Raw genomic sequence first — 23,310 nt, forward strand, 5'->3', positions numbered from 1 at the left:
CTGAAACAGGCAGGAGATGACCATGCGGATGCCGCTGGCGACAATCATACTGACCGCTGCCGTTGCGGTTGCGGGCTGTTCCAGCAAAGGACTCAAGGATATCCGGCCTCAGGGTGCGGGTCCGGATGAATTTGCGGTTCTGCCGGTGAAGCCGTTGACCGAACCCAAGGATTATTCCTTTCTTCCGGCACCGACGCCGGGTGGGGCGAATCTGACAGATCCCAATCCGACCGAAGACGCTGTTGTTGCCCTGGGCGGAAACGCTGCGGCGCTGAATCCGGCGCGGGCCGTACCGTCAACGGATCAGGCCCTGGTGACGGCATCCAGTCGCTATGGCGTTCCGCCAAACACCCGTCAGGAACTGGCACAGGAAGATGCCGAGTTCCGCAAGCGTCAGTCGCGATTCACGCGTATCCGCCTGTTCCCGGTGGACCGGTACGAACAGGCTTATCGCAAGCAGTCGCTGGACCCCTACAAACAGACGGACGCATTGCGCAAGCAGGGGCTTGGCACACCGTCAGCCCCGCCATTTGGTGAATAATCCTTAACTTTTCGTCATCACTCTTGATCCCGCGCGTCCGCGCCGTAGGTTGACTGTTGAAACGAAACGGAGGACGCCGCATGGTCCGGGCTTTGGCATTGTCAGCCGCCCTGCTTACCGCTACTCCGCTTTTTGCTCTGGACGGGCAGGAAGCGGTGACAACCTTTACGCTGGACAACGGTATGGACGTCGTGGTGGTCGAAGATCACCGCGCACCGGTGGTGCAGCATATGGTCTGGTACCGGGCGGGCTCGGCGGATGAACCCGTAGGTTCGTCGGGTGTGGCACATTTCCTTGAACATCTGCTGTTCAAAGGGACCGACACGCTGGCACCGGGCGAGTTTTCGGCCACCGTTGCGGCCAATGGGGGCAATGACAACGCGTTCACGTCTTATGACTACACCGCGTATTATCAACGTGTTGCTGCTGACCGTCTGGCGCTGATGATGCGGATGGAGTCGGACAGGATGCGCAACATCCGCCTGACCGAAGGCGATATCGCAACTGAACGCGATGTGATTCTGGAAGAACGCAACCAGCGTACAGAAAACAATCCCCGCGCCCTGTTTGGCGAGCAGATGAACGCCGCGCAATATCTCAACCACCGCTATGGCGTGCCGATCATCGGCTGGAAACACGAGATGGAAGAGCTGGATATGGAGGATGCGTTATCCTTCTACCAGACCTACTATTCCCCCAATAATGCAATTCTCGTCGTTACCGGTGATGTCGACCCGCAAGAGGTAAAGGAGCTGGCCGAGGAATATTATGGCGTTATCCCTGCAAACCCTGATCTGCCAGAGCGTGTGCGCTCACAAGAGCCACCTCAGACGGCGGAACGGCGCCTGACCTATAAGGACCCGCGCGTCGCGCAGCCTTATGTTCAGCGCAGCTATCTGGCGCCGGAACGGGACGCCGGCGAGCAGGAGAAGGCTGCCGCCTTGTTTCTTCTTGCGGAACTGCTAGGCGGCGGGACGACGTCGTATCTGAATGAAAAGCTGCAATTCGATAATCAGACAGCGGTCTATACCGGGGCGTTCTATCGCGGTGTTTCGCTGGATGACACGACCTTTGATCTGATTATCGTTCCGGCCGAGGGCGTTTCCCTGCAAGAGGCCGAGGAGGCCATGGATCAGGCTGTAGCTGATTTCATAGCCGAAGGCGTAAGGCAGGAAGACCTTGACCGGATCAAGATGCAGCTGCGCGCGGCCCAGGTCTACGCGCGCGACAACGTGGACGGCATCGGAAATCGGTACGGTCAGGCCCTGACCAGTGGGTTGACGGTTGAGGACGTTCAGGCATGGCCCGAAATCCTGCAGGCCGTGACCGGAGAGGAAATTATTGCCGCCGCCCGCGAGGTGTTGCAGCCCGAAGGATCGGTTACAGGTTGGCTGATGCGTGATGACGAGGTGACCCAATGAAAACCTTCTTCACAACCCTGATCGCGTTTTTTCTAGCGCTGCCTGCCTGGGCTGAGGTCGAGATTCAGGAAGTGACATCCCCCGGTGGTATCAAGGCCTGGCTGGTTGAAGAACACTCGATCCCTTTCACCGCGCTGGAAATTCGCTTTCGCGGCGGTACCTCTCTGGATAATCCGGACAAGCGGGGTGCTGTCTATCTGATGAGCGGACTGATCGAGGAAGGCGCAGGCGACATGGATGCCCGGGCCTACACGCGCAAGCTTGAGTCATTAGCTGCCTCGTTCCAGTACAAGGCAACGGACGATTCACTGGCGATTTCGGCGCAGTTCCTGACCGAGAACCGCGATGAAGTGGTCAATCTGCTGCGCACGACGATCCATGAACCGCGCTTTGATCAGGATGCGGTCGACCGGGTGCGCGCTCAGGTCCTGTCGGGGCTGAAATCCGATGAGACTGATCCCAATGACATTGCCGGGCTGAATTTTGCCCGAATGGCTTATGGTGACCATCCCTATGCGTCGGACGGGAAGGGCACGATAGAAAGCGTTTCCGCACTGACCCGCGATGACATTGTAGAGGCGTATGACAGTGTCTTTGCCAAAGACCGTCTATATGTCGGCGCGGTTGGCGACATTACTCCGGAAGAACTCGGCGCGTTGCTGGATAAGCTCTTGGCGGACCTGCCCGCGACCGGCAAGCCGATCCCCGGTAAGGCCGAGGTCAATATTCCGGGTGGCGTCAGCGTGGTCGAATTTGACACCCCACAGTCGGTCGCCCTGTTTTCTCAACAAGGTATCGACCGCGACGATCCAGATTTCTTTGCGGCATATCTGCTGAATCACATCTTGGGTGGAGGCGGGTTTGAAAGCCGTCTGATGCAGGAGGTTCGGGAAAAGCGCGGGCTGACCTATGGGGTCTATTCCTATCTCGTGCCCAAGGATCTCGCCTCGGTCTATCTTGGTTCGGTGTCGTCAGCCAATGGACGGATTGCAGAGGCAATCGATGTCATCCGCAGCGAATGGGAACGCGCCGCCAGCGAGGGCGTGACAGAAAAGGAACTGCAGGACGCCAAGACCTATCTGACCGGTGCCTATCCCTTGCGGTTTGACGGCAATGGCCAGATTGCAGGGATTATGGTGGGGATGCAGATGCAGGGTCTGCCCATCGACTATATCGCGACCCGGAACGACAAGGTGAACGCGGTGACGCTGGAAGATGCAAACCGGGTCGCAAAGGAATTGCTGGACCCGGAGGGACTGCATTTCACAGTTGTGGGCAAGCCAGAGGGGCTGGAAACAACGAACTGATTAGAGGGGGTTGAGCGTTGCTCAACCCCTTTTGCCTTTCATGCCGCGCAACATCTGTCCCATCATCTGACCGAACCGGCCGGACCCGCGCTGATAAAGCGCCCCGTCAACAGCCAGTACCGTGCCACTGATATAGCTGGCCATATCCGACCCAAGGAACAGGCAGGCATTCGCGACATCATACGTGGTACCCCAGCGCCCAAGGGGCACGTCCGCGCGGAACATCTGTTCGGCCTGTTCGGTGGGGGCCAGCCGTTTAGCCCCTTCGGTTCCTTCGATGAAACCGGGAACGACCGAGTTCACACGTATGCCTTCGATGCCCCACTCCATCGACAGCGTGCGGGTGATCTGATCGACACCTGCCTTGGCGGCGCAGACATGGGCCTGCCCCTCGTAAGGCAGATAGGATTGCGGGGCCGAAATGTTGATGATGCTGGCGCCCGGACGCTTGAGGTAGGGATAAGCCCCCTTCATCACGTGGATGGTTCCCATCAGGTCAATGTCGATTACGGTTTTGAACGCATTGACGGACATGTCCGCGGCCAAAGCCGGAAAGTTACCCGCGGCGCCCGAAACAAGGATGTCGATATCACCGAATGCATCGTGAAACTGCTTCAGACCTTCCGCCACAGCATCGGGGTCGCGCACGTCGAATGCCGCACCGATTGCTTCGGCTGCGCCTGCAGCGCTGAGTGCCGCGACAGTGTCGTCGACCTTCTCCTGAGATCGGCTGGCGACGGCCACTCTGGCACCCGAGGCCGCATAGGCCTCGGCAATGCCGCGGTTGATGCCACTGGTGCCGCCGATCACGATGACGGCCTTGCCCGCAAACTCGTCTGAAAAATTCATGTAGGCCTCCCTGAAGCGGGAGCCCTACTCGCCGTAGGGCACCCAGATGTTCTTGATTTCGGTCGCAGCCTGAAGGAAGCGTTTGCTGTGGTCCACGCCCCAGTCAAAGGACGTTGCGTTATTGACCCAGGTGCGCTTCAGGTTCCCGGCCGACACGACTTCGATCTCCTGCGATAGGTCGGTAGAGGAGAACGACCAGACCGCATCAACGTTCAGGTGCGAAGCCAGCGGTTTCGCCAGTTCCGCATGGCTGCCAGTCAGGATGTTGACCACGCCAGCAGGAACGTCCGAGGTTTCGAGAATCTGGTAGAAATCCGTCGCTGCCAGTGGGTAAGGCTCGGATGCTGCCAGAACCACCCGGTTGCCCATCGCGATTGCCGGGGCCATGGCCGAGACCAGACCCAGCAGAGGTGCCTCATCCGCGCAAAGCGCGCCGATCACGCCCACTGGTTCCTTCATGGCGATGGCGACACCACGGATCGGCACACCATGCACCTGACCGTCATATTTGTCGGCCCAGGCGGCGGCGGTGAATAGGCGCTGGATCGAGGCTTCGACCTCTTTCGCGCCGTCTTTCTTGCCGGTCATCGCGTCGATGCGTGCCGCGAACTCTTCGGCGCGGGCCGAGAGGTTTTCGCCGATGTAATAAAGGATCTGCGCCCGCAGGTGGCCGGTGGTCTTGGACCAGCCCTTGGCCCCCGCCGCAGCCTCAACCGCGTTGCGGACATCCTTGCGGTTGGCAAGACCCACATGACCCAGAAGTCCGGATTTGCCCCAGACGGGTTTCGAGTAACCGCCATCGGGTCGCGCCTGCTTGCCGCCGACATACATCTTGGCAGTGCGGTCAATCGCGTCGACCGGCGCACCTTCGCCGGTGGTCGCTTCGACCTTTGACAGCGGTTTAGCCTTGCCCTTGGGCTTGGTGTAGGCTGTCAGCCCTTCCCAGCCGCCTTCACGGCCAAAGCCGCTTTCGCGCACGCCGCCGAATCCGGCAGCGGCGTCGAACAGGTTGGTGGCATTCACCCAGACCACGCCCGCAACCAGCTTGGGTGCGATATCCAGCGCGAGATTCACATTTTCGGTCCAGACCGTCGCGGCCAGCCCGTAACGGGTGTTGTTGGCCAACTCCACCGCCTCTTCAGGGGTGCGGAACGTGGACGATACTAGTACCGGGCCAAAAATCTCTTCCTGCATCAACGGGTCCGAGGTCTCGAGTCCCGAGATCAGGGTCGGCGGGTAATAGCAGCCATTTGCGGGCAGTTCGCACGCCGCCTGATGCACGTGGCCAACCGTGTTGCTTTCGACCATACCCTTGATGGTCTGCAACTGGACCGGGTCCACAACTGCGCCCACGTCGATGCATTTATCCAGCGGGTCGCCCACGCGCAGCTTGTCCATCCGCGCGCGCAGTTTTTCGTGGAACCTGTCGGCAATGCCTTCCTGAACTAGCAGGCGGGAGCCCGCACAGCAGACCTGACCCTGATTAAACCAGATCGCATCGACCAGACCTTCGATAGCTGAATCGATATCGGCGTCGTCAAAGACGATGTAGGCAGACTTGCCACCCAGCTCCAGCGTCAGTTCTTTGCCCGAGCCAGCGGTTGCCTCGCGGATACGGCGGCCCACAATGGTCGAGCCGGTAAAGGCGATCTTGTCCACGTCCGAGGCCACGATCATCTCACCCACCGCACCGTCGCCAGTTACGATGTTGACCACGCCCTTGGGCAACCCGGCCTGCGAACAGATATCGGCAAACAGCAACGCGGTCAGCGACGTGTACTCGGCCGGTTTCAGAACCACCGTGTTCCCCATCGCGATCGCCGGGGCGATTTTCCACGCCAGCATCAGCAGGGGGAAATTCCATGGCACGATCTGACCACAGACACCCAGTGCCTCAGCATCGGGCATTTCGCTTTCCATAAGCTGGGCCATGCCTGCGTGGTAATAGAAATGCCGCTGCACCAGAGGGATATCGATGTCGCGCGATTCCCGGATCGGTTTGCCGTTGTCGAGGCTTTCCAGCACTGCAAACAGCCGCGAGTGCTTCTGCAAGAGGCGCGCGATTGCATAAAGATACCGTGCGCGACCTGTGCCGCCCAGTTTTTCCCACTTCGGCTGGGCCTTGCGAGCCGCTGCAACGGCGGCATCCACATCGGCTTGTTTCGCCTGTGTCAGCTTAGCCAGCACCTCTCCGGTCGCCGGATTGCGGCTGTCGAACCCTTTGCCGGGCTTGGTGAAGCTGCCGTCGATGTATTGGCCGAACTTGTCGCCCTGATCGACCAACCAGGCCAGCGCCTCGGCGGCGCTTTCGGGGGCGGGGCCGTAATCCATGGTCTCAAAAATCTCTTTGACTGTCATTGTTCTTGTCCTCAGCCCATGGAGTGACGGTAGCCAGCCGAGTAGGACCCGGTGACATAGTGTTCCAACTGCCGTTCGATATCGCCCAGCAGTGACGACGCGCCAAAGCGGAACAGGTCCGGTTCCAGCCAGCGATCACCCAGTTCGTCCTTGATCAGCGACAGGTAGACAAGCGCGTCCTTGGCCTTGGAGATCCCGCCCGCAGGCTTGTAGCCAACCCGATATCCGGTGCGATCATAGAAGTCGCGGATCGCCCTGATCATCACCAGTGACACAGGCAAAGTGGCATTGACGCTTTCCTTGCCGGTCGAGGTCTTGATGAAATCGGCGCCCGCCATCATGCAGACCAGAGAGGCGCGCGCGACATTGCGCAGGCTGCCCAGTTCCCCGGTGGCAAGGATGGCTTTGACATGTGCATCACCGCAGGCGACGCGGAACGCCTTCATCTCATCGTACAGGGCCTGCCAGTCGCCCGACAGCACATGGCGGCGCGAGATCACGATGTCGATTTCCTCGGCACCGGCTTTTACGCTTTCCTCAATCTCGGCCACGCGCAGGTGAAACGGCGACAGGCCCGCCGGGAAGCCAGTGGAAACTGCTGCGACAGGAATACCTGTGCCCTTCAGCGCCTCGACGGCTGTTTCGATCATGTCGTGATAGACGCAAACGGCCCCGGTGGTGATCGGTGGCATGTCCAACGCCTGCAGAACCGACGACGCAACCGGTTGGCGCGCCTTGGCGCACAGGCGGCGCACGCGTCCCACCGTGTCATCACCCGACAGGGTGGTCAGGTCGATCATGGTGATCGCCTTTAGCAGCCATGCTGCCTGATAATCTTTTTTCACTGACCGCCGACCGGGCAGGGTCGCCGCGCGGCGCTCGATCGCCGAGGTGTTGGCCTGCACGGCGCGCACCCAGTCCAGATCAAGGGCCATTCCGGGGTTTCTGGGCTCGGTCACTTGCGGCAGATGCGCGGTGCGTTCAAGGCTCTGCGTTTCCATCATCGCTTCCTTTGGGAGGTTTGCGTCAAAATCGCACGTGAGACACAGGAATGGAAGGTGCACCCGTTCGCAATTCAGGAAATTTTTGACCATTTGGACAAATTGAGCGTTTTTTTGCGAATAATTCGCAATAGCGTTGACTTAGTTGCGAATGGTTCGCATATTCATTCTCAAGAGATACCGAAAAGGGGTCGGAAATGATTCGTCGCAGCTTTATTGCAGCGCTTGCTTTTGCGGCTGCATTGCCACTGACGGCCTGGGCCGAGGCACCACTGAAGGTGGTCGCGACCACGGGCATGATCGCCGACGCTGCGCGTCAGGTCGGGGGTGATCAGGTCGAGGTCAAGGGCCTGATGGGGCCGGGCGTCGATCCGCATGCCTATCGCCAGACCCGTACCGATATCGTGGCGATGACCCGCGCAGATCTGGTTCTGTGGCATGGCCTCTATCTTGAGGCGCAGATGGAAGAGTTCTTTCATGACCTGGGGCGCAAGCGGAATGTTGTCGCGGTTGCCGAGGGCGTCGACAAATCCAAACTGCGCGCCCACGATGATTATGCAGACAAATACGATCCGCATGTATGGATGAGCCCGGTTATGTGGCGTGATGTAGTTGTCGAAGTGCAAAAGGCCCTGACCGAGGCGCGGCCCGAGGCTGCGGATGCCTTCGCGGCCAATGCTGAACGGCATCTGGCCGACATCGACCGTCTGGTGGATTATGCAAATAGCGTATTGTCCGAGGTTCCCGAGGAAAACCGCGTTCTGGTTACGGCCCATGATGCCTTTGGGTATTTCGGGCAGGATTTCGGCTTCGAGGTGCTGGGTATTCAGGGAATATCAACACAGTCCGAGGCAGGGCTGAATCGCATCGGAGCTCTGGTCGACACTTTGGTTGATCGCAAGCTGACCGCGGTATTTGTAGAAAGCTCGGTCTCTGACCGCTCGATGCGCGCCCTGATCGAAGGCGCAGCCTCCAGAGGACACAAGGTCGGTGTCGGAGGCGAGCTATTCTCGGACGCGATGGGTGAGCCGGGCACTTATGAAGGCACCTATCTTGGCATGCTGGATCACAATTTCACCGTGATCGCGGGCGCTCTGGGGGCCGATGTTCCTGCGCGGGGCATGGACAGCAAGCTTTCGGCGGGGTTTTGAGGAATGATTGAGCTTGCGGCCAGCGAAGGTACTGTCCTTTCCAAAGATGAACCGGAACACAGCCCACTGTGCATTCGGGGGCTGACGGTGTCATATGGCCAAAAGCCCGCCGTGTTCTCAGTGGATATGACCGTGCAGCCGGGGGCGATGACGGCGATCATCGGGCCTAACGGGGCTGGTAAATCCACAATGCTCAAGGCGGCGCTGGGGATCGTGAAACCGCTTTCGGGTCAGATCACAGTGTTTGGCAAGCCGCTAGATAAACAGCGACGTCAGATTGCCTATGTACCGCAGCGTGCAAGCGTTGACTGGGATTTCCCGACGCGGGTTCTAGATGTGGTTCTTATGGGGCTCAATCATGAATTGGGCTTGTTGGGGCGGGTTCGTGCGCGCCACGTGGCCAAGGCGATGGATTGCCTCAATCGGGTCGGCATGCACGATTTCGCTGATCGGCAGATCGGACAATTGTCGGGGGGACAACAACAGCGGGTCTTTCTAGCACGGGCATTGGCGCAGGACGCCGATCTCTATCTTCTGGACGAGCCGTTTGCGGGTGTGGACGCGGCTACGGAAAAGGCGATCATCGCTGTTCTGAAATCGTTGAAACAGGCCGGCAAAACCGTAGTGGTGGTTCACCATGACCTTGCCACCGTGACCGACTATTTCGACCACGTATTTCTGATCAACACGCGTAAGGTTGCCGAAGGCGCGGTCGCCGATGCCTTCACAGCCGAAACTTTGCAGGCCGCTTATGGAGGGCGACTGGCGACAGCGCAGATCGATCAGATTTCCCGCGCCCTGGGATAATTCATGCTTTGGGATGCTCTGACTCTTCAGCTTGGCTATAACGCCACGCTGGTCGCCATTGGTGCGACATTGCTGGGTGTTTCCGCTGGCGTGACGGGAACATTTCTGTTCCTGCGCAAGCGCGCTTTGGTCAGCGATGCGATCAGCCATGCGACCTTGCCGGGGGTTTGCATCGCCTTCATGGCCATGGTGGCTTTTGGCGCAGACGGGCGCAACCTGATCGGATTGCTCGCCGGGTCGGCCATCTCGGCCTGGGTAGGCCTGTTGTGCATGAACTGGCTGACCAACCGCACGCGGCTGGCCGAAGATGCCGCCATCGGTGCGGTTCTGTCTGTGTTCTTCGGGTTCGGTGTTGTTCTTTTGACGATCATCCAAACCATGGGGTCCGGTCGTCAGGCAGGGTTGGAGGGTTTCCTGCTGGGTTCGACCGCAGGGATGCTGTGGGCGGATGCGCTGATCATCGCGTTTGGCGGGGCGGCAACTCTGGCGCTGGTCATGATCATTCGCCGACCGATGATGCTGGTGGCGTTCGACCCGGAATACGCAGCGGCCCGCGGGCTGCCGGTCGGGCGCATCGATCTGGCGATGATGGGGCTTGTCATGGCGGTCACTGTCGTCGGCCTCAAGATCGTAGGGCTGATCCTGATCGTCGCCTTGCTGATCATTGCACCCGTGACGGCCCGGTTCTGGTCCGAGAGGTCGGATCGCGTGGTCTTGCTTAGTGGTCTTGCCGGTGGGCTGGCCGGCTATCTTGGTGCGGCGCTGTCAGCTTCGGCCCCGAATCTACCAACGGGCCCGATCATCGTCCTTGTCAGCTTTGCCTTTTTCGCTCTGTCGTTGTTCTTTGCACCGGTGCGAGGGGTATTGGCCGCAGTCTTGCGCCACCTGCGATTCCAGCGCCGCGTCCACATGAGGCAAGGGCTTTTGGCATTGGCGCAAGGTCAGCAGATTTATGAGCCACTGACCCTTCGCCTGCTGCGCCGCGCCGGTCTGGTGCGTGCCGATGGGGTTGTGACCGAGGCGGGCAAGGCACGCGCGGCCAAGGCTCTGCGCGACGAAAATCGCTGGGAAATCGTTCGCGCTGATCAGGCTCACGAAGCCGCAGCGGCGCTTTACGACGGGCTTCGCGATATCGAAACGGTGCTGACCCGTGATCAGATCGATGAAATCGACCGCCGGATCGGTGGCCCACAAGAGGTTCGGCCATGAGCGGTGAAGAATTTGTACCACTTTCACTGACGCCGCTTCTGATCGGCGTCTTCGCAGCCATCGCTTGCGCTTTGCCGGGGAATTTTCTGGTCTTGCGCAAACAGGCCCTGATCGGGGACGCCATCAGCCACGTAGTGCTGCCCGGCATCGTGGTCGCGTTTCTGCTGACGGGTGCCATTTCAACTTGGCCGATGATGCTGGGCGCTGCCGGGGCGGCCGTTCTGGCGGTCGTCCTGATCGAGGCTGTGCGCCGTCTGGGTCAGATCGAGCCGGGCGCCGCGATGGGTGTGGTATTCACCACGATGTTCGCTGCTGGCGTTCTGCTGTTGGAGCAGACCGACACATCGACCGTGCATCTGGATGTGGAACACGCGCTTTACGGCAATCTTGAAAGCCTTATCTGGTTGGATGCAACCGGCTGGTCTTCACTGCTTGATCCCGAGGCACTGGCCGGTTTACCAGCAGAGTTACCCAGGATGGCATTGGCGCTTGTGGGTGTCAGTCTTTTCACCTGGCTGTTCTGGCGTCCGCTCAAGATTTCCACCTTTGACGAGGGGTTCGCCCGCACTATCGGCATCCGGACCAATCTGCTGGGTATGGCACTGGTCGTGACCGCAGCAGTTGCGGCAGTTGCCGCCTTTGACGCCGTAGGTTCGATCATCGTTATTGCGATGTTCATTTGCCCACCGGCAGCTGCCCGGATGATGACCAATCGTCTGGAGGCCCAGATAATCTGGAGTATCGGTTTCGCCGTTGCCTCAGCCGTTTCCGGATACGTGCTGGCCGGGTACGGCCCGATCTGGCTGGGTGGTGCCGAGGCCGTCAGCGCAGCCGGTATGATCGCCACCATGTCGGGCCTGATACTCGCATTGGCGGCAATTTTCGGGCCATGCCGGACCCGCGCAGGGGCGCCAATTCAGTCTTGACTTGGCGCTTTCCTGCCAGTGTCTTTTGCGGCACATCGGCTGAACATCGCTCAAATTACACATCGCTGGCGCTCTGGCTGATTTGGAAACACGTCTATGCTACGTGTTGCGGCATAACCAATTGGATGACCACCACTCACCAACGTTCGTCCGGCCAGTCCAGCACGCGGATACCAACCGATCAGGTTGGCCCACGGGATTAGCCGGACGAAACGATTCTACAGCATCTGAGTGACCTGTTTATACCTATCAAACCGGTGGCAGAATCGTAGCTGGCTATGCTAGGTATTGAGGTATGGCGCAGGCAAACCCCAATATCCGCGAAGATCGTCCGGTCATTCGCCAACTCGACGAGACTGCGATCAACCGCATTGCAGCGGGTGAAGTGGTTGAACGCCCGGCTTCCGCCGTCAAGGAGCTGGTTGAAAACGCCATCGATGCCGGGGCGTCCCGAATTTCCATAGACATTTCCGGCGGTGGCAAGACGCTAATTCGTGTCACTGACGACGGCTGCGGCATCGCGCCTGACGACCTGCCGCTGGCGTTGGCCCGTCATGCGACGTCAAAAATCGACGGGTCGGATTTGTTGAACATCCACACGTTCGGGTTCCGGGGTGAGGCGCTGCCCTCGCTTGGCGCAGTGGGGCGTTTGACGATCACAAGCCGCATCCCCGGAGGTGAGGCGGCCATGATCCACGTCTCCGGTGGTAAAATCGAACCGGTAAAACCTGCAGCTTTGCGGGCGGGTACGATTGTTGAACTGCGCGATCTGTTCTTTGCCACGCCGGCGCGGCTCAAGTTCATGCGGACGGACCGGGCCGAGTCACAGGCCATAACCGATACCGTCAAGAGACTGGCGATGTCGGAACCGGCGATCACGTTCACCCTGCGCGATGTTTCGGGCGGGGGTGAGGGACGGGTGGTTTTCCGGGCTGATCGGGAAAACGGAGACCTGTTTGACGCACTTCACGCCCGACTGGCGCGGATACTTGGCCGAGAATTCGCCGAGAATGCCCTGAGGATCGATGCCACGCGGGAAGACGTTCGGCTTTTCGGGTATGCCGCGCTTCCGACCTATTCGCGGGGTGCGGCTGTTGCGCAGTACCTATTTGTCAACGGTCGGCCCGTACGGGACAAGATGTTGACCGGGGCGTTGCGGGCGGCGTATTTCGATTTCCTCAGCCGTGACCGGCACCCGGCGGCAGCCCTGTTTATCGACTGCGATCCCATGCTGGTCGATGTGAATGTGCACCCGGCAAAATCCGAAGTGCGGTTTCGCGACCCGGGTGTCGCACGAGGTCTGATCGTTTCTGCCTTGCGGCACGCTTTGGCAGATGCGGGCCATCGTGCGTCTACTACGGTTGCGGGGGCGACATTGGGGGCGATGCGACCAGAGCCGGACAAAACCGAACCCGCGCGTGTATATCAGATGGACCGCCCGTCGCCGGCGGCGCGTCAGGTAGCGTTTCAGGCGCAGTCCCCGGGTTTTGCCGAAATCGCGCGCGACTATAGCGGCAGTGTTGTTGAACCCGAGGTGCGGCAAGAGCCAGAAGCGCAAGATTCTCCGCAGCCTGCCGAGCATCTGCCGCTTGGCGCGGCCCGTGGGCAAGTGCATGAAAATTACATCATTGCGCAAACCGCAGATGGCATGGTGATCGTTGATCAGCACGCGGCGCATGAACGGCTGGTCTATGAAAAGCTCAAACGCCAGATGGCGGATAACGGTGTCGCGGCACAGGCGCTGCTGATCCCTGAGATTGTGGAGCTGTCCGAGGGTGACTGCGCGCGCCTGATGGAAGTTGCCAGCGATCTGACCGGTCTCGGCCTGACCATCGAGCCGTTCGGGGGCGGTGCGGTAGCGGTGCGTGAAACCCCGGCGATTCTGGGCGAAGTTGATGCATGTGCCATGATCCACGACATTCTGGACGAATTGTCTGATCAGGGTGAAAGCCAGACTGTGCAGGCCCGCATCGAAGCGATCCTCAGTCGGGTGGCCTGCCATGGATCGGTCAGATCAGGACGCCGGATGCGCGCCGAAGAGATGAACGCCTTGCTGCGCGAGATGGAGGCGACGCCCCACTCCGGACAGTGCAACCACGGGCGGCCGACATATGTGGAACTGAAGCTGAGCGATATCGAGCGGCTGTTCGGGCGCAGTTGATCCCGCGGTGCCCAAGGGGTATACGGAAAGAAACAAAACAAGAACACGTGGATTGAGATGATTGAGATTGCAGGCACACAATATTCTCTGAGCGATCCGATCGTTCTGGCTGGTCTGGTCGGGGCGGGACTGATGATTTTGGTGTTGTTCCTGCTGTTTCTGTCGCTGCGCGCGGCAAATCGGTCCGCGCGGATGGCGGCGCCCCTATCGCAGCAACTCGCTCATCTGGGTCAGCATGTTCAACAATTGGGGCACGGGCAGGAGCAGCTGCGCGGCGGTTTGCAGCATGTCTCGGACACTCAGGCCAACGCGCAGGTGCAGGTAATTCAGACGGTCGAGGCGCGCTTGTCCTCAGTGCAGCAGCAGATGAACGACCGGCTTGCCGACAATGCGATGAAATCCACCCGCGCTCTGGCCGAGATGCAGGAACGGATGAAGGAAACCCTGCACGGTTCGTCGAAACAGACCGCGACTTCGTTGACGCAACTGCAGGAGCGGCTGGCAACCATCGACAAGGCGCAGGACAACATAACCAAATTGTCGGGTGATGTTCTGTCGCTGCAGGATATCCTGTCGAACAAGCAGACGCGCGGCGCGTTTGGCGAAATTCAGTTGAACGACATCGTGTCCAAGGCGCTGCCATCGGACAGCTATTCGCTGCAGGCGACATTGTCGAACGGCAAGCGGGCGGATTGTTTGATCCACCTGCCAAACCCGCCAGGGCCAATCGTGATCGACAGCAAGTTTCCACTGGAGGCGTATGAGGCCCTGATTGGCGCCACGAATGACATGGAGCTGAAATCAGCGATCCAGATGTTCCGCAGTACTGTGCGCAAGCACATCACCGATATTTCCGAGAAATACATCCTTGATGGTGAAACCGCTGATGGGGCGTTGCTGTTTCTGCCGTCCGAAGCGGTCTATGCCGAGTTGCATGCGAAGTTCCCCGAACTGGTGCAGGAGAGTTTTACCAAACGCGTATGGATCGTATCCCCCACCACCTGCATGGCGACGCTGAACACCATGCGTGCGATCCTGAAAGACGCGCGGATGCGCGAGCAGGCCGGGGCAATTCGAAAAGAACTGGGCCTGCTGCACAAGGACGTCGAGCGTCTGGGGGATCGGGTTGCCAACCTGGACCGTCACTTTGGCCAGGCAGCCAAGGATATCTCGGAGATCAAGATCAGCGCTGAAAAGGCAGGCCGCAGGGCGCAGCGGCTGGACAATTTTGACTTCGAGGAACTGGCCCCGGACGAGGCCGCAAATGTGGTCCCGTTGAGTAAAACCTAGCAGCGCATTCAGATACGAAGGAAAGGCTGAACAAGCCGCGGTATCAGGCTGTTGAATTTCAACGGCGCGTCGGTGACTGCAAGGCAGATGCAATCTTCGGAAATGTCGGCCACCGGCGTGTGCTCCAATTCCTGATCGGCGATTTCCACGTCGCCACGGGCGAAGTGATCAACCTCATCTGAAAAAGCGCCCTGCAGGACCATCGTCAACTCGATGCCGTGATGGCCATGATCCGGCACCGCAGCCCCGGCAGGGATGAACAAAAGCCGGGCCGAGGCATCTTTCGACGTTGGCAGAATGGATTGCTTTACACCCATGCCAATTGATTTCCAGCGGATATCGCCGACTCTGCCGCCCACGTAATCCTGAAGTGGGGCAGGCAACACGTCACAAGTTGCCTGAGTTGGCTTTGGCTGTGGCGGACCTTTATCAATTAGCGCCAGGGTGGCGGCGAGCGCGTCGTTGCTCAGGCTTTCTGTGGCGTTCTGTTCTTCCAGTACGCAGCCTCCGATGGCATCAAAGCTTTCAACACGGGCGCGGCAATGGTCACACAGGGATACATGTGTCGCCACCATCAGGTTGAACGCTTCGGGCAAGGCGCCGGCTGCATAGGCCATCAGTAAATCGTCTGTCAGGTGGTGTCTGATATTTTCGTTCATCATCTTGTACTCAACTCATCGCGTGGCGCAGGCGATCCAGCGCCAGTCTGATCCGGGATTTGATCGTGCCCAGCGGCAAACCCGTTTGGGCGGCAATTTCGCGATGACTCAGATCGCCGAAATAGGCCTTTTCGATCAGCTCCCTTTGTGCGTCCGGCAGGCCCTTCATGGCGCTGCGCAACTGCACGGTTTCCTGTTGCAGCGATATCACTGCTTCCTGTTCCGGTTCAGCCTCGGGCCCCCAGTACAAATCCTCGGGCTCGGGGCGGCGTTGTTTTCGCAACGCGTCAATTCGTTTGTTGCGCGCGATAGTAAAGACCCATGTGGCCACAGACGCTCGGGCGGGATCAAAAAGATGGGCCTTGTGCCACAAGGTTGCCATAACCTCCTGCGCGCACTCTTCGGCCAGTGCCGCATCTGATCCCGAGTGGATCAGAAAGGCTTTGACCCGCGGGGCAAAATGGCGAAACAGCTCTGCAAAAGCCGCCCTGTCCTGCGCGTCCCGAATGCGCAGAACATGAGCCACCCATTCGCCTTGCGCGTCCTTCTTGTTACTTCTTTTGTTCACCAAAGCCTTGCCGGTCTGTTTCGGTCTGTGTTCACATCGAAAACACCCGGCCTCAACTTCGGCCGGCTGGATCTGATCTGCGGGGTCCATCTCGGTAAACATAAACCTATTACGCACGATCCCCCAAACCGGATCAGTTAGTTCGGTAAAAAAAGTCATCCGGATTTCATCCATCTGCGTAATTGTTGGTAAAGATAGTCGGAGAACGGAATGACATTTGACCAGATGTCCGGGGCGCCACGAAGAATCGCAGTCATTGGCGGCGGTATTTCTGGGATGGGTGCTGCAAACCTCTTGGCGGACACCAATCAGGTGACCCTGTTTGAAGCCGCGACAAGACTTGGTGGCCATGCCCGAACCAAAGTGGCGGGAAAAAGGGGCGATCAGCCCGTTGATACCGGGTTTATCGTGTTCAACAAGGCGACTTACCCAAATCTTGTTCGGTTGTTCGATCGCCTAGACGTTCCGATTGTCGAAAGCAATATGAGCTTTGGTGTCTCCGCGCGGGGCGGGGCCGTGGAATATTCATTGTCCAGCGCGAATGCCCTGTTTGCGCAGCGTCGAAATCTGGTCCAGCCACGATTTTTACGTATGTTGCGGGATTTGTTTCTGTTTAACAGCCGTGCCGTCGATTTCATTGACGACCGATCAATAACAGTACGCGAACTGCTGGAGCATCTGGGAACCGGAGAGTGGTTTCGCTCATATTACCTTGAGCCGTTTTCAGGTGCGATCTGGTCAACCCCTAAGGAGAAGATCCTGGATTTCCCCGCACATGCGATGATCAGGTTTTTCGACAATCATCTTTTGCTGGACGCCCGTCAGGATCATCAGTGGTACACGGTGCAGGGCGGTTCGATCGAGTATGTGAGGCGCATGGAAACCGTGCTGCGGGAAAAGCAGGTCGATCTTCGGCTGGGGGCACCAATCGACGGCGTCCGCAGGATGGCTGACGGACCTCAGGTGAAGGCGCAAGGGGGCGAGTGGGAGCGGTTCGACCTGATCGTATTTGCCACGCATTCCGATGACACGCTTTCGCTTCTTTCCGATCCGACGCCACAGGAAAGCGCGGCGCTTGGCGCAATCCGATATCAGCCCAACGATGTGGTTTTGCACGCGGATCCGTCCGTGATGCCGCGCCGTCGCAGATGTTGGGCCAGTTGGGTGCATACCGAGGATGCCCACCCCGATTCCACACGCGTCGATATCACCTACTGGATGAACTCGCTGCAACCGATCCCGGATGACGATCAGATGTTCGTAACCCTCAACTCGCGCCGCCGCATTCGGGAAGATCTGATTTACGACGAGGCCGTGTTCCGCCATCCCGTTTTTGATCTTGCGGCCCTCAATGCGCAGGAGGAGATCAGGCAGTTCAATGGGGCGAATTCAACGTGGTTTTGCGGGGCGTGGATGCGGCACGGTTTTCACGAGGACGGGTTGGCCAGCGCGGTTGATGTTGCCGAAGGGATCAATCGTTCCGATGCGGTACGGATGGCAGCGGAATGAGCAGTGTCGATCATATCGCCGCCCATACCTATCACGGGCGGAAGGGGACGATTGAAAACGGATTTCGCTATTCGGTGGATTACGTATTGCTTGATCCCGAGCTTGACCAAAGCGCGCCTATGTTGTTCTCGCGCAACCGGGCAAATTTGACCGGCGTCCGCGATCGTGACCATGGTGGCCCGCCCGGAATGGGCCGTGGGGCCATGTGGGTACGCGACAGGTTTGCAGAATTTCAGTTGCCACAGCCTAAGCGGTTTTCGCTGCTGACCCAGCCTCGTTTTCTGGGCCACGTTTTCAATCCCGTCAGCTTCTGGTTCTGCTTTGATGAGGCAGGCACGTTTTACGCGGTGGTGGTTGAGGTCACGAACACGTACGGTACCCGCCACAGCTATGTCTGCCACAAACCTGACCTGTCCCGGATTGCGCCATCGGATCGACTGACAGCGCAAAAGCAGTTGCACGTATCCCCGTTTCAGCCGCGGACAGGTGGATATACGTTCCGTTTTGACTACCGGGAGGATCGCGTTGGCGTTTGGATCGACTACGGGCGCGAAAAGGGCGGATTAATTGCCACTCTCGCTGGGCGTCGTCGTCCACTGACCAACAAAACGATCCTATGGTCACTGCTGAGACGCCCCTTGGGCGCGCGCCGCGTTTTGGGGTTGATCCATTGGCAGGCGTTCAGACTGTGGCTGAAGGGTGCAGGTTTCCGGCGGCCGCCAGTCCCGCGCAAACCGGATGTGAGCCGGGGATGACCCCGATCGGGGTCGTGTTGCACCACTTGCCGGTAACTCTGCGCACCATCACCGTTTGTTTGCGTAAGATCAAAGACGGGCACTGCCCCGGATGATTGTGATAAGCTCGAACAGCGGACAGAGGAGTTTGGAGAATGCTGGAAATCTCGGCAAGAAAGGTTGCTCAGGTCGCCATGATGGGGCGCGAACTGGACCGGGCCGAAGGCGAATTGCGCGCATTCGTAGATCGTATGAGCGAGGATGAGCAGGCTGAATTGGTTGCGATCATGTGGATCGGTCGCGAAAGCTTTTTCGCCGAAGATCTGGCCGAGGCCATTGCCACAGCGAGGTCCGAGGCCTCGACCCCCTGCGCCGACTACCTGATCGGAACGCCACACCTGTCGGACCATTTGGAAAACGGGTTGGATGCGTTGGGTATATCGGCCGAGGACGTCGAAAACGATCTGATGTAATCAGATCACCCAAACAGATTGTACGGTTTATTCCGATGGACAGCTCTAAGCCAAAGTGCGAACTCTGCGAGAGTTCTTGCTTCTGGTTGTTTTCATGAGCTCAAATCAACTTTCAGGTGACGATACCCAAATAAGATTTCTGACCCGAGCGGTGGCCGTTCTTGTGGCCGCTGCCTCGTTGGGCTGGGTGTATCTACAGCAGCAACGCACAGCAGAATTTTACGCTGTATTTGATATCTGTAAAATCCCCGGCCCCGACTCGCATGCGGCTATCGCGGCCTGCGATGATGTCATCGCACAATGGCCTCTCAGCGATGAAGATCTGGCTTTGATGTATCGAAACCGAAGCCGGGCCTATATTGCCCTCAAGGACTGGCCGAACGCATTGAGGGACGCCGAAGCGGGCACCCGGATTGACCCCGCGGGTCATGCATCCTGGTCGTTGAAGGGTTTTGTTCTGGCAAATCTGAAAGACTACCCCGCTGCTCTGAAAGCCACGGACCGCGCGTTGGAAGTGGTGCCGGAAGATGACTACGCCCAGAAACAAAAGGCAAAGTTGCTTCGGATCATGAAACGGTTTGATGAGATGGCCGTGTACATGAGCGATCTTGCAGCCATCCACCCCGAGAAACTTTGGGTATTGAGCTACTTGGGGTTTGCCCACATTCAATCCAAAGAGAACCGTTTGGCGGCACTGACATATCGCAAGTTGCTCAAGCGAAAACCAAAGGATACGTATCTTCGCGAGATGTTCCTGTTGGCATGCAGGTATGCCGGACCGGAATGTCCACCACTGTTTCCCGAAAAGCGCGCAAGCTACCCGCAACTAAGCTGCGGCGATGCAATCGACGAATGGGGCAGGTTGCATCCGAGATTTATCGACAACGTACTTTCAGCTATCGGACATTCTTCGCTAGCTGAGTACTTTGAAGATGCAAATCCGCTTGCACGAGTGCTGTTTCAAGCGACGTATTTAGGTACAGCAGCGGGATTTGAGCAAGGCGAGGCCGCGACTTATGCGAGAAGCATGATATTGGAAGACCGAATTCTCAATTGTGCTTTCGGTGGTGAATTCCAGTTTCTGGACGGACAATCTGAGACCAAGGAAAGTAAATTCTATACACAATACCTGTTCGGCCCTGAATTGCGTCGAAATCTGGTGGATCTGGCCTATACGCATGTGAACTAGCGGCCCCCTCACATTCCGGTCCGGAAGGGGCGTTAAAGGCGGTGCTACGACAGATGATCCACGATCTGCAAATGCTTCGCCAGCTTGTCGACTTCGCCCATCCAACGGACACTAATTTCCGCTCAATGCTGCAAAAACCTCCGCCGGGATCGTCGGCGCAGGCGTTGAGCCGTCTGATCCCAAACGCCGTCAAGCACCAGTCATAACTTCAGGTTATTTTACTAAACAAACTTTAATCTTCTGTTCCAACAAGGTTAACACGCCGACCCTTTATCTGAAATCAGAGCAACACAACGTTCAGAAATTGGATGGAGTTTCAAATGCAACACGCATCAGCAATCCAAAATCAGACCGGTGTTTTCGCAGGTTTGTATTCCAACTATGTCGAAGCCAATGTCGAACACTTTCGCCGCCGGATTTTTTCAAGAACCGTGCGGGAACTCGAAAATCTCAGCGATGAGCAATTGCAGGACATAGGCCTGCCGCGTGACCAGATAAAACGGCGTGCCTACGACAGTGTTTATCATCACCAGCCGCTTCGGCAGTAATGCAAGGTATCAGTTTCAAGGAGGAACACGATGTTTGACGTGGACGGTTTCAAAGAATCCAAGGCGACCGCCAGTGCTTTGTTGCTGTTTGATCAGGCAATGAAAATTCAGGCGATCAAAGGTGAAGTAGTTTGTGCGGCGCACGAACTGAATCGCCTGTCGGATAGCGAGCTCTCAGAACTTGGTATCAATCGAAGCGATATCGAGGCTACGATTGCACGATACATCTGAACTCTGCAGTGAAAGCAATCGATGCCGGTCTGACCGGGGAAAGCGGATTGTTGAAGTTGCGATCCCAGAAGCCACTCCGAAAACGGCGGAGTGGCTTCTGCACATTCAGGCGTCTGGTCAACGAATTGCCCTGGCGGGTCATTCAGGGTCGGGCAACTGACCCTGTTACGCCAGATGGTCCACAACCTGCAAATGCTGCGCCAGCTTGTCGATCTCTCCCATCCAGCCTGACACCAATTTGGGATCGCTCGGTGCCGCATGAACACCTGCCGGAATGGCGCGGTTCAGTACCGCCTCAACCGCCAGTGAGACCGGGATCGACACCAGACGCGCCATCGCGGTGCCGCGTTCATCACCCCAGGCATCCATGACATAGGTCTTGTGCCAGACCTCTTGCCCGTCTTTCTCGGCCTTCAGCCCGACGCACAGAACAACGCGATCCGGCTCGCCCTCGTCATAGGCGTTCTCGGCCCAGAACTGATCGGACATTTCCTTGAGCCGCGCATCGCCTTCGGGCCCCGAGAGTGTTTCGATTTCCTCGAATACATCCGACCACGCGTCGGCCCAGCCGTTCAGGCGCAGGGTGCCGCGGACAAACTCTTTGACCGGCCAATGGTCTTCGAAATGGTACTGGTCCTTAAAAGGGATCGAGTCGCGGTTCGGATAAACTTCGAAACTTTCCGGTGTCGGCAGGGGCGCGATATAGCTGCTGATCGCATCCCATGGCCGCGCTACATCCAGAGGCGCGTAGTCGCGGATCGACCGCGACGGAGACCGAAGCGCTTTCAACACGCCCAGCGGCGACCAGCTGAACTTGTACCGGAACGGGTTGGGGTTTTTGGGAATGCCGCCGCAATACGAGATGAAGCTCAAATGATTTTGGGCGTCAAACGCAGACGAGGCACGGTAGTCGTCCACCAGCGCGTGGGCCATCAGGTGGTCGATGCCCGGGTCTAGGCCGACCTCGTTGACCAGCGCCACCCCGGCTTCGCGCGCCTTGTCATCCAGCGCCCGCATTTCCGGCGCGATATAGGATGAGGAAACGAAATTCGCCCCTTTCGAGATCGCAAGCTCGGCCAGCGGAACGTGCCAATCGCCCGGCAGCATCGACACGATAACGTCGCCCTTTTGGAGAACCCCGGCCAGAACGTCGATATCGAAAGCGCGAATATCATCCGTCAGATCACCAACTTCGTCCTTTGCTTTTTCGACGGTCCGGTTCCAGACGATGACGGGCTGCCCGGCCTCGATAAGGCGGCGCAGTCCGGGAATGGCCGACAGGCCGGTGCCGCACCAGTGAATGGTCATCGGTCAGTTCCTTCTTCCATATGAGTTTTGAATGTCTCCTTGGCCCGCTCCCAGACACCACTGTCGATCTCGGTCAGTCGCAGCAGTGAAGGCAGCAGCTGTGCGGCATAATCCTCGGAGCTTTCGACCGGCAGCATGGACGGCAGGTTGTCGATGGCGATGACGTCGAGCACCGGGTCGGTGGCGACGCGCAGGGCAGGTTTTTCCCACGAGGTAGCCCGGTCATAGACGGGTATCGGGTTGTAATCGCTGTCCGGATCGCAGGCCACGTCGCCGATCGCGGTCAGTTTCCGGGGTGCGTTCAGCGCCTCACGCGGGACGAAAACGGGCGTTCCCGGGCGGGCAAAGATGCAGTTCAGGAAGACATCGTGTTCAAGAATTTCGGGGAAGGGTCCGCCATTTGCGGTTTCGTCCATGTCCCATTTGGTGACCTCGACGCCCATGAACTCGCACAGATCCGCCGCACCTGTTCCGACACGGCCAAGGGCACCGATGACGATGGCGCGGGGGCGCGATCCTGCGACGTCAAGCTCGGCCGACAGTTCAGCGTTGAGCGTATCCTTGCTGGGGTAAACGCCGACTGGAGGGCACTGCTCTCCCCTTTGCTGGGCCGCCCATGTCTTGAGTGTAACTGCAGCGCCTGCATACCCGGCCCAATATCCAAAGGCGGCCACGCGGCGGCCGGTTGTATCAACCAGATACTCAAGGTCATACAATGTGCCGCCACCGGTTCTGAACCGCTCGAGCAAGGCGCGGCCCGAGTGCTGGCCCTTGAAGGCGTGCCCGAACATGATGTGGCTGTGCGGCAGCGGCGTGCCATCCTCGGGCAATTCCTTGAGGCCGAATATAATGGCGTTCAACGGGGCCTGTGGCCAGCTGTTCTCGGCCGCAATTTCGCAACCCGCTTTGGCATATCCTTCAATCGGAATGGCGCGGGATGAGCTTTCTTCGACAGTCACGCGGATACCGGCCGAGATAAGTTGTTCGGCCCCGAAAGGCGTCAGGCCGACCCGATCCTCGTTCGGGCGTTGCTCTGCCCGGACCCAGAGATGTGTCATAGTGTTTCCTTT

23 protein-coding genes are annotated in these 23,310 nt (G+C 58.5%); 16 read left to right on the forward strand and 7 right to left on the reverse strand.

What is annotated here, in order from left to right; translation table 11 throughout:
- Positions 1–22 precede the first annotated feature (22 nt).
- The 3 genes from ACR0NA_RS15805 (at position 23) to ACR0NA_RS15815 (ending at position 3,269) form a co-directional block, all read left to right on the forward strand.
- Positions 23–541 (forward strand): DUF3035 domain-containing protein, encoded by a 519-nt coding sequence (locus ACR0NA_RS15805; protein WP_480730461.1) that lies wholly within the window; start codon positions 23–25, stop codon positions 539–541.
- An 80-nt stretch (positions 542–621) separates the two neighbouring features.
- Complete coding sequence (locus tag ACR0NA_RS15810) at positions 622–1,962, forward strand: M16 family metallopeptidase (protein ID WP_480730464.1); 1,341 nt, start codon at positions 622–624, stop codon at positions 1,960–1,962.
- Positions 1,959–3,269, forward strand: coding sequence for a M16 family metallopeptidase (locus ACR0NA_RS15815; protein WP_480730467.1), 1,311 nt, complete (start codon positions 1,959–1,961; stop codon positions 3,267–3,269). The genes ACR0NA_RS15810 and ACR0NA_RS15815 overlap by 4 nt, the downstream gene beginning before the upstream one ends.
- 21 nt (positions 3,270–3,290) lie before the next feature.
- Here ACR0NA_RS15815 and ACR0NA_RS15820 read toward each other — a convergent pair whose 3' ends face one another.
- Genes ACR0NA_RS15820 through deoC form a run of 3 tightly spaced genes read right to left on the reverse strand, consistent with a single transcriptional unit; the run spans position 3,291 to position 7,477 of the window.
- Complete coding sequence (locus tag ACR0NA_RS15820; protein ID WP_480730470.1) at positions 3,291–4,118, reverse strand: SDR family oxidoreductase; 828 nt, start codon at positions 4,116–4,118, stop codon at positions 3,291–3,293.
- Positions 4,119–4,142: 24 nt separating this feature from the next.
- Positions 4,143–6,476 carry an aldehyde dehydrogenase family protein gene (locus ACR0NA_RS15825; protein WP_480730472.1) on the reverse strand — a complete coding sequence of 778 codons (2,334 nt, stop codon included), beginning with the start codon at positions 6,474–6,476 and terminating at the stop codon, positions 4,143–4,145.
- An 11-nt stretch (positions 6,477–6,487) separates the two neighbouring features.
- Entirely contained in the window at positions 6,488–7,477 is a 990-nt protein-coding gene (gene deoC, locus ACR0NA_RS15830; RefSeq protein WP_170655876.1) for a deoxyribose-phosphate aldolase, read from the reverse strand.
- A 197-nt stretch (positions 7,478–7,674) separates the two neighbouring features.
- Between deoC and ACR0NA_RS15835 the strand changes: the two genes are divergently transcribed.
- The 6 genes from ACR0NA_RS15835 to ACR0NA_RS15860 all read left to right on the forward strand — a co-directional run bounded on the left by ACR0NA_RS15835 (position 7,675) and on the right by ACR0NA_RS15860 (position 15,021).
- Complete coding sequence (locus ACR0NA_RS15835; protein ID WP_480730475.1) at positions 7,675–8,628, forward strand: metal ABC transporter solute-binding protein, Zn/Mn family; 954 nt, start codon at positions 7,675–7,677, stop codon at positions 8,626–8,628.
- Positions 8,629–8,631: 3 nt separating this feature from the next.
- On the forward strand, positions 8,632–9,435 hold the full coding sequence (locus tag ACR0NA_RS15840) for a metal ABC transporter ATP-binding protein (protein WP_480730479.1): 804 nt from the start codon (positions 8,632–8,634) through the stop codon (positions 9,433–9,435).
- A 3-nt stretch (positions 9,436–9,438) separates the two neighbouring features.
- Positions 9,439–10,644 (forward strand): metal ABC transporter permease, encoded by a 1,206-nt coding sequence (locus ACR0NA_RS15845; protein ID WP_480730483.1) that lies wholly within the window; start codon positions 9,439–9,441, stop codon positions 10,642–10,644.
- Positions 10,641–11,570, forward strand: coding sequence for a metal ABC transporter permease (locus tag ACR0NA_RS15850; protein WP_170655868.1), 930 nt, complete (start codon positions 10,641–10,643; stop codon positions 11,568–11,570). The genes ACR0NA_RS15845 and ACR0NA_RS15850 overlap by 4 nt, the downstream gene beginning before the upstream one ends.
- Positions 11,571–11,865: 295 nt before the next feature.
- On the forward strand, positions 11,866–13,731 hold the full coding sequence (gene mutL / locus ACR0NA_RS15855) for a DNA mismatch repair endonuclease MutL (RefSeq protein ID WP_480730486.1): 1,866 nt from the start codon (positions 11,866–11,868) through the stop codon (positions 13,729–13,731).
- Positions 13,732–13,788: 57 nt separating this feature from the next.
- A complete protein-coding gene (locus ACR0NA_RS15860) occupies positions 13,789–15,021 on the forward strand; it encodes a DNA recombination protein RmuC (RefSeq protein WP_480730488.1) in 1,233 nt (410 codons plus the stop codon).
- An 8-nt stretch (positions 15,022–15,029) separates the two neighbouring features.
- Here ACR0NA_RS15860 and ACR0NA_RS15865 read toward each other — a convergent pair whose 3' ends face one another.
- Positions 15,030–15,680: a ChrR family anti-sigma-E factor gene (locus ACR0NA_RS15865; RefSeq protein ID WP_480730545.1), complete on the reverse strand. Its 651-nt coding sequence runs from the start codon at positions 15,678–15,680 to the stop codon at positions 15,030–15,032.
- A gap of 10 nt (positions 15,681–15,690) precedes the next feature.
- The gene (locus tag ACR0NA_RS15870) at positions 15,691–16,350 is read right to left on the reverse strand and encodes a sigma-70 family RNA polymerase sigma factor (RefSeq protein WP_480730547.1); all 660 of its coding nucleotides are present in this window, start codon (positions 16,348–16,350) and stop codon (positions 15,691–15,693) included.
- 108 nt (positions 16,351–16,458) lie between these two features.
- Here ACR0NA_RS15870 and ACR0NA_RS15875 point away from each other — a divergent pair, with 108 nt between their 5' ends.
- The 7 genes from ACR0NA_RS15875 to ACR0NA_RS15905 all read left to right on the forward strand — a co-directional run bounded on the left by ACR0NA_RS15875 (position 16,459) and on the right by ACR0NA_RS15905 (position 20,932).
- Positions 16,459–17,757 carry an NAD(P)/FAD-dependent oxidoreductase gene (locus ACR0NA_RS15875; protein ID WP_480730490.1) on the forward strand — a complete coding sequence of 433 codons (1,299 nt, stop codon included), beginning with the start codon at positions 16,459–16,461 and terminating at the stop codon, positions 17,755–17,757.
- Positions 17,754–18,512, forward strand: coding sequence for a DUF1365 domain-containing protein (locus tag ACR0NA_RS15880; protein ID WP_480730492.1), 759 nt, complete (start codon positions 17,754–17,756; stop codon positions 18,510–18,512). The genes ACR0NA_RS15875 and ACR0NA_RS15880 overlap by 4 nt, the downstream gene beginning before the upstream one ends.
- A gap of 134 nt (positions 18,513–18,646) precedes the next feature.
- The gene (locus tag ACR0NA_RS15885; RefSeq protein WP_170655855.1) at positions 18,647–18,964 is read left to right on the forward strand and encodes a DUF3775 domain-containing protein; all 318 of its coding nucleotides are present in this window, start codon (positions 18,647–18,649) and stop codon (positions 18,962–18,964) included.
- Between the two features lie 94 nt (positions 18,965–19,058).
- Positions 19,059–20,153, forward strand: coding sequence for a tetratricopeptide repeat protein (locus ACR0NA_RS15890; RefSeq protein WP_480730495.1), 1,095 nt, complete (start codon positions 19,059–19,061; stop codon positions 20,151–20,153).
- A gap of 53 nt (positions 20,154–20,206) precedes the next feature.
- Entirely contained in the window at positions 20,207–20,359 is a 153-nt protein-coding gene (locus ACR0NA_RS15895) for a hypothetical protein (protein WP_480730497.1), read from the forward strand.
- Between the two features lie 102 nt (positions 20,360–20,461).
- Complete coding sequence (locus ACR0NA_RS15900; protein WP_480730499.1) at positions 20,462–20,701, forward strand: DUF1127 domain-containing protein; 240 nt, start codon at positions 20,462–20,464, stop codon at positions 20,699–20,701.
- A gap of 30 nt (positions 20,702–20,731) precedes the next feature.
- Positions 20,732–20,932, forward strand: a complete 201-nt coding sequence (locus ACR0NA_RS15905; RefSeq protein WP_480730501.1) for a DUF1127 domain-containing protein — start codon at positions 20,732–20,734, stop codon at positions 20,930–20,932.
- A 165-nt stretch (positions 20,933–21,097) separates the two neighbouring features.
- On the opposite strand, the gene ACR0NA_RS15910 is transcribed toward ACR0NA_RS15905, so the two are convergent.
- Together ACR0NA_RS15910 and ACR0NA_RS15915 are read right to left on the reverse strand one after the other, a co-directional pair.
- A complete protein-coding gene (locus ACR0NA_RS15910) occupies positions 21,098–22,240 on the reverse strand; it encodes a saccharopine dehydrogenase family protein (protein WP_480730503.1) in 1,143 nt (380 codons plus the stop codon).
- Positions 22,237–23,298, reverse strand: coding sequence for a saccharopine dehydrogenase (locus ACR0NA_RS15915; RefSeq protein ID WP_480730505.1), 1,062 nt, complete (start codon positions 23,296–23,298; stop codon positions 22,237–22,239). The genes ACR0NA_RS15910 and ACR0NA_RS15915 overlap by 4 nt, the downstream gene beginning before the upstream one ends.
- Positions 23,299–23,310: the final 12 nt, after the last annotated feature.

Source organism: Ruegeria sp. C11 (assembly GCF_056537725.1).

Coding starts and splice junctions, on each gene's coding strand:
- ACR0NA_RS15805 (WP_480730461.1), top strand. CDS start 23: ATGCGGATGCCGCTGGCGACAATCATACTGACCGCTGCCGTTGCGGTT.
- ACR0NA_RS15810 (WP_480730464.1), top strand. CDS start 622: ATGGTCCGGGCTTTGGCATTGTCAGCCGCCCTGCTTACCGCTACTCCG.
- ACR0NA_RS15815 (WP_480730467.1), top strand. CDS start 1,959: ATGAAAACCTTCTTCACAACCCTGATCGCGTTTTTTCTAGCGCTGCCT.
- ACR0NA_RS15820 (WP_480730470.1), bottom strand. CDS start 4,118: ATGAATTTTTCAGACGAGTTTGCGGGCAAGGCCGTCATCGTGATCGGC.
- ACR0NA_RS15825 (WP_480730472.1), bottom strand. CDS start 6,476: ATGACAGTCAAAGAGATTTTTGAGACCATGGATTACGGCCCCGCCCCC.
- deoC (WP_170655876.1), bottom strand. CDS start 7,477: ATGGAAACGCAGAGCCTTGAACGCACCGCGCATCTGCCGCAAGTGACC.
- ACR0NA_RS15835 (WP_480730475.1), top strand. CDS start 7,675: ATGATTCGTCGCAGCTTTATTGCAGCGCTTGCTTTTGCGGCTGCATTG.
- ACR0NA_RS15840 (WP_480730479.1), top strand. CDS start 8,632: ATGATTGAGCTTGCGGCCAGCGAAGGTACTGTCCTTTCCAAAGATGAA.
- ACR0NA_RS15845 (WP_480730483.1), top strand. CDS start 9,439: ATGCTTTGGGATGCTCTGACTCTTCAGCTTGGCTATAACGCCACGCTG.
- ACR0NA_RS15850 (WP_170655868.1), top strand. CDS start 10,641: ATGAGCGGTGAAGAATTTGTACCACTTTCACTGACGCCGCTTCTGATC.
- mutL (WP_480730486.1), top strand. CDS start 11,866: ATGGCGCAGGCAAACCCCAATATCCGCGAAGATCGTCCGGTCATTCGC.
- ACR0NA_RS15860 (WP_480730488.1), top strand. CDS start 13,789: ATGATTGAGATTGCAGGCACACAATATTCTCTGAGCGATCCGATCGTT.
- ACR0NA_RS15865 (WP_480730545.1), bottom strand. CDS start 15,680: ATGAACGAAAATATCAGACACCACCTGACAGACGATTTACTGATGGCC.
- ACR0NA_RS15870 (WP_480730547.1), bottom strand. CDS start 16,350: ATGTTTACCGAGATGGACCCCGCAGATCAGATCCAGCCGGCCGAAGTT.
- ACR0NA_RS15875 (WP_480730490.1), top strand. CDS start 16,459: ATGACATTTGACCAGATGTCCGGGGCGCCACGAAGAATCGCAGTCATT.
- ACR0NA_RS15880 (WP_480730492.1), top strand. CDS start 17,754: ATGAGCAGTGTCGATCATATCGCCGCCCATACCTATCACGGGCGGAAG.
- ACR0NA_RS15885 (WP_170655855.1), top strand. CDS start 18,647: ATGCTGGAAATCTCGGCAAGAAAGGTTGCTCAGGTCGCCATGATGGGG.
- ACR0NA_RS15890 (WP_480730495.1), top strand. CDS start 19,059: ATGAGCTCAAATCAACTTTCAGGTGACGATACCCAAATAAGATTTCTG.
- ACR0NA_RS15895 (WP_480730497.1), top strand. CDS start 20,207: ATGATCCACGATCTGCAAATGCTTCGCCAGCTTGTCGACTTCGCCCAT.
- ACR0NA_RS15900 (WP_480730499.1), top strand. CDS start 20,462: ATGGAGTTTCAAATGCAACACGCATCAGCAATCCAAAATCAGACCGGT.
- ACR0NA_RS15905 (WP_480730501.1), top strand. CDS start 20,732: ATGTTTGACGTGGACGGTTTCAAAGAATCCAAGGCGACCGCCAGTGCT.
- ACR0NA_RS15910 (WP_480730503.1), bottom strand. CDS start 22,240: ATGACCATTCACTGGTGCGGCACCGGCCTGTCGGCCATTCCCGGACTG.
- ACR0NA_RS15915 (WP_480730505.1), bottom strand. CDS start 23,298: ATGACACATCTCTGGGTCCGGGCAGAGCAACGCCCGAACGAGGATCGG.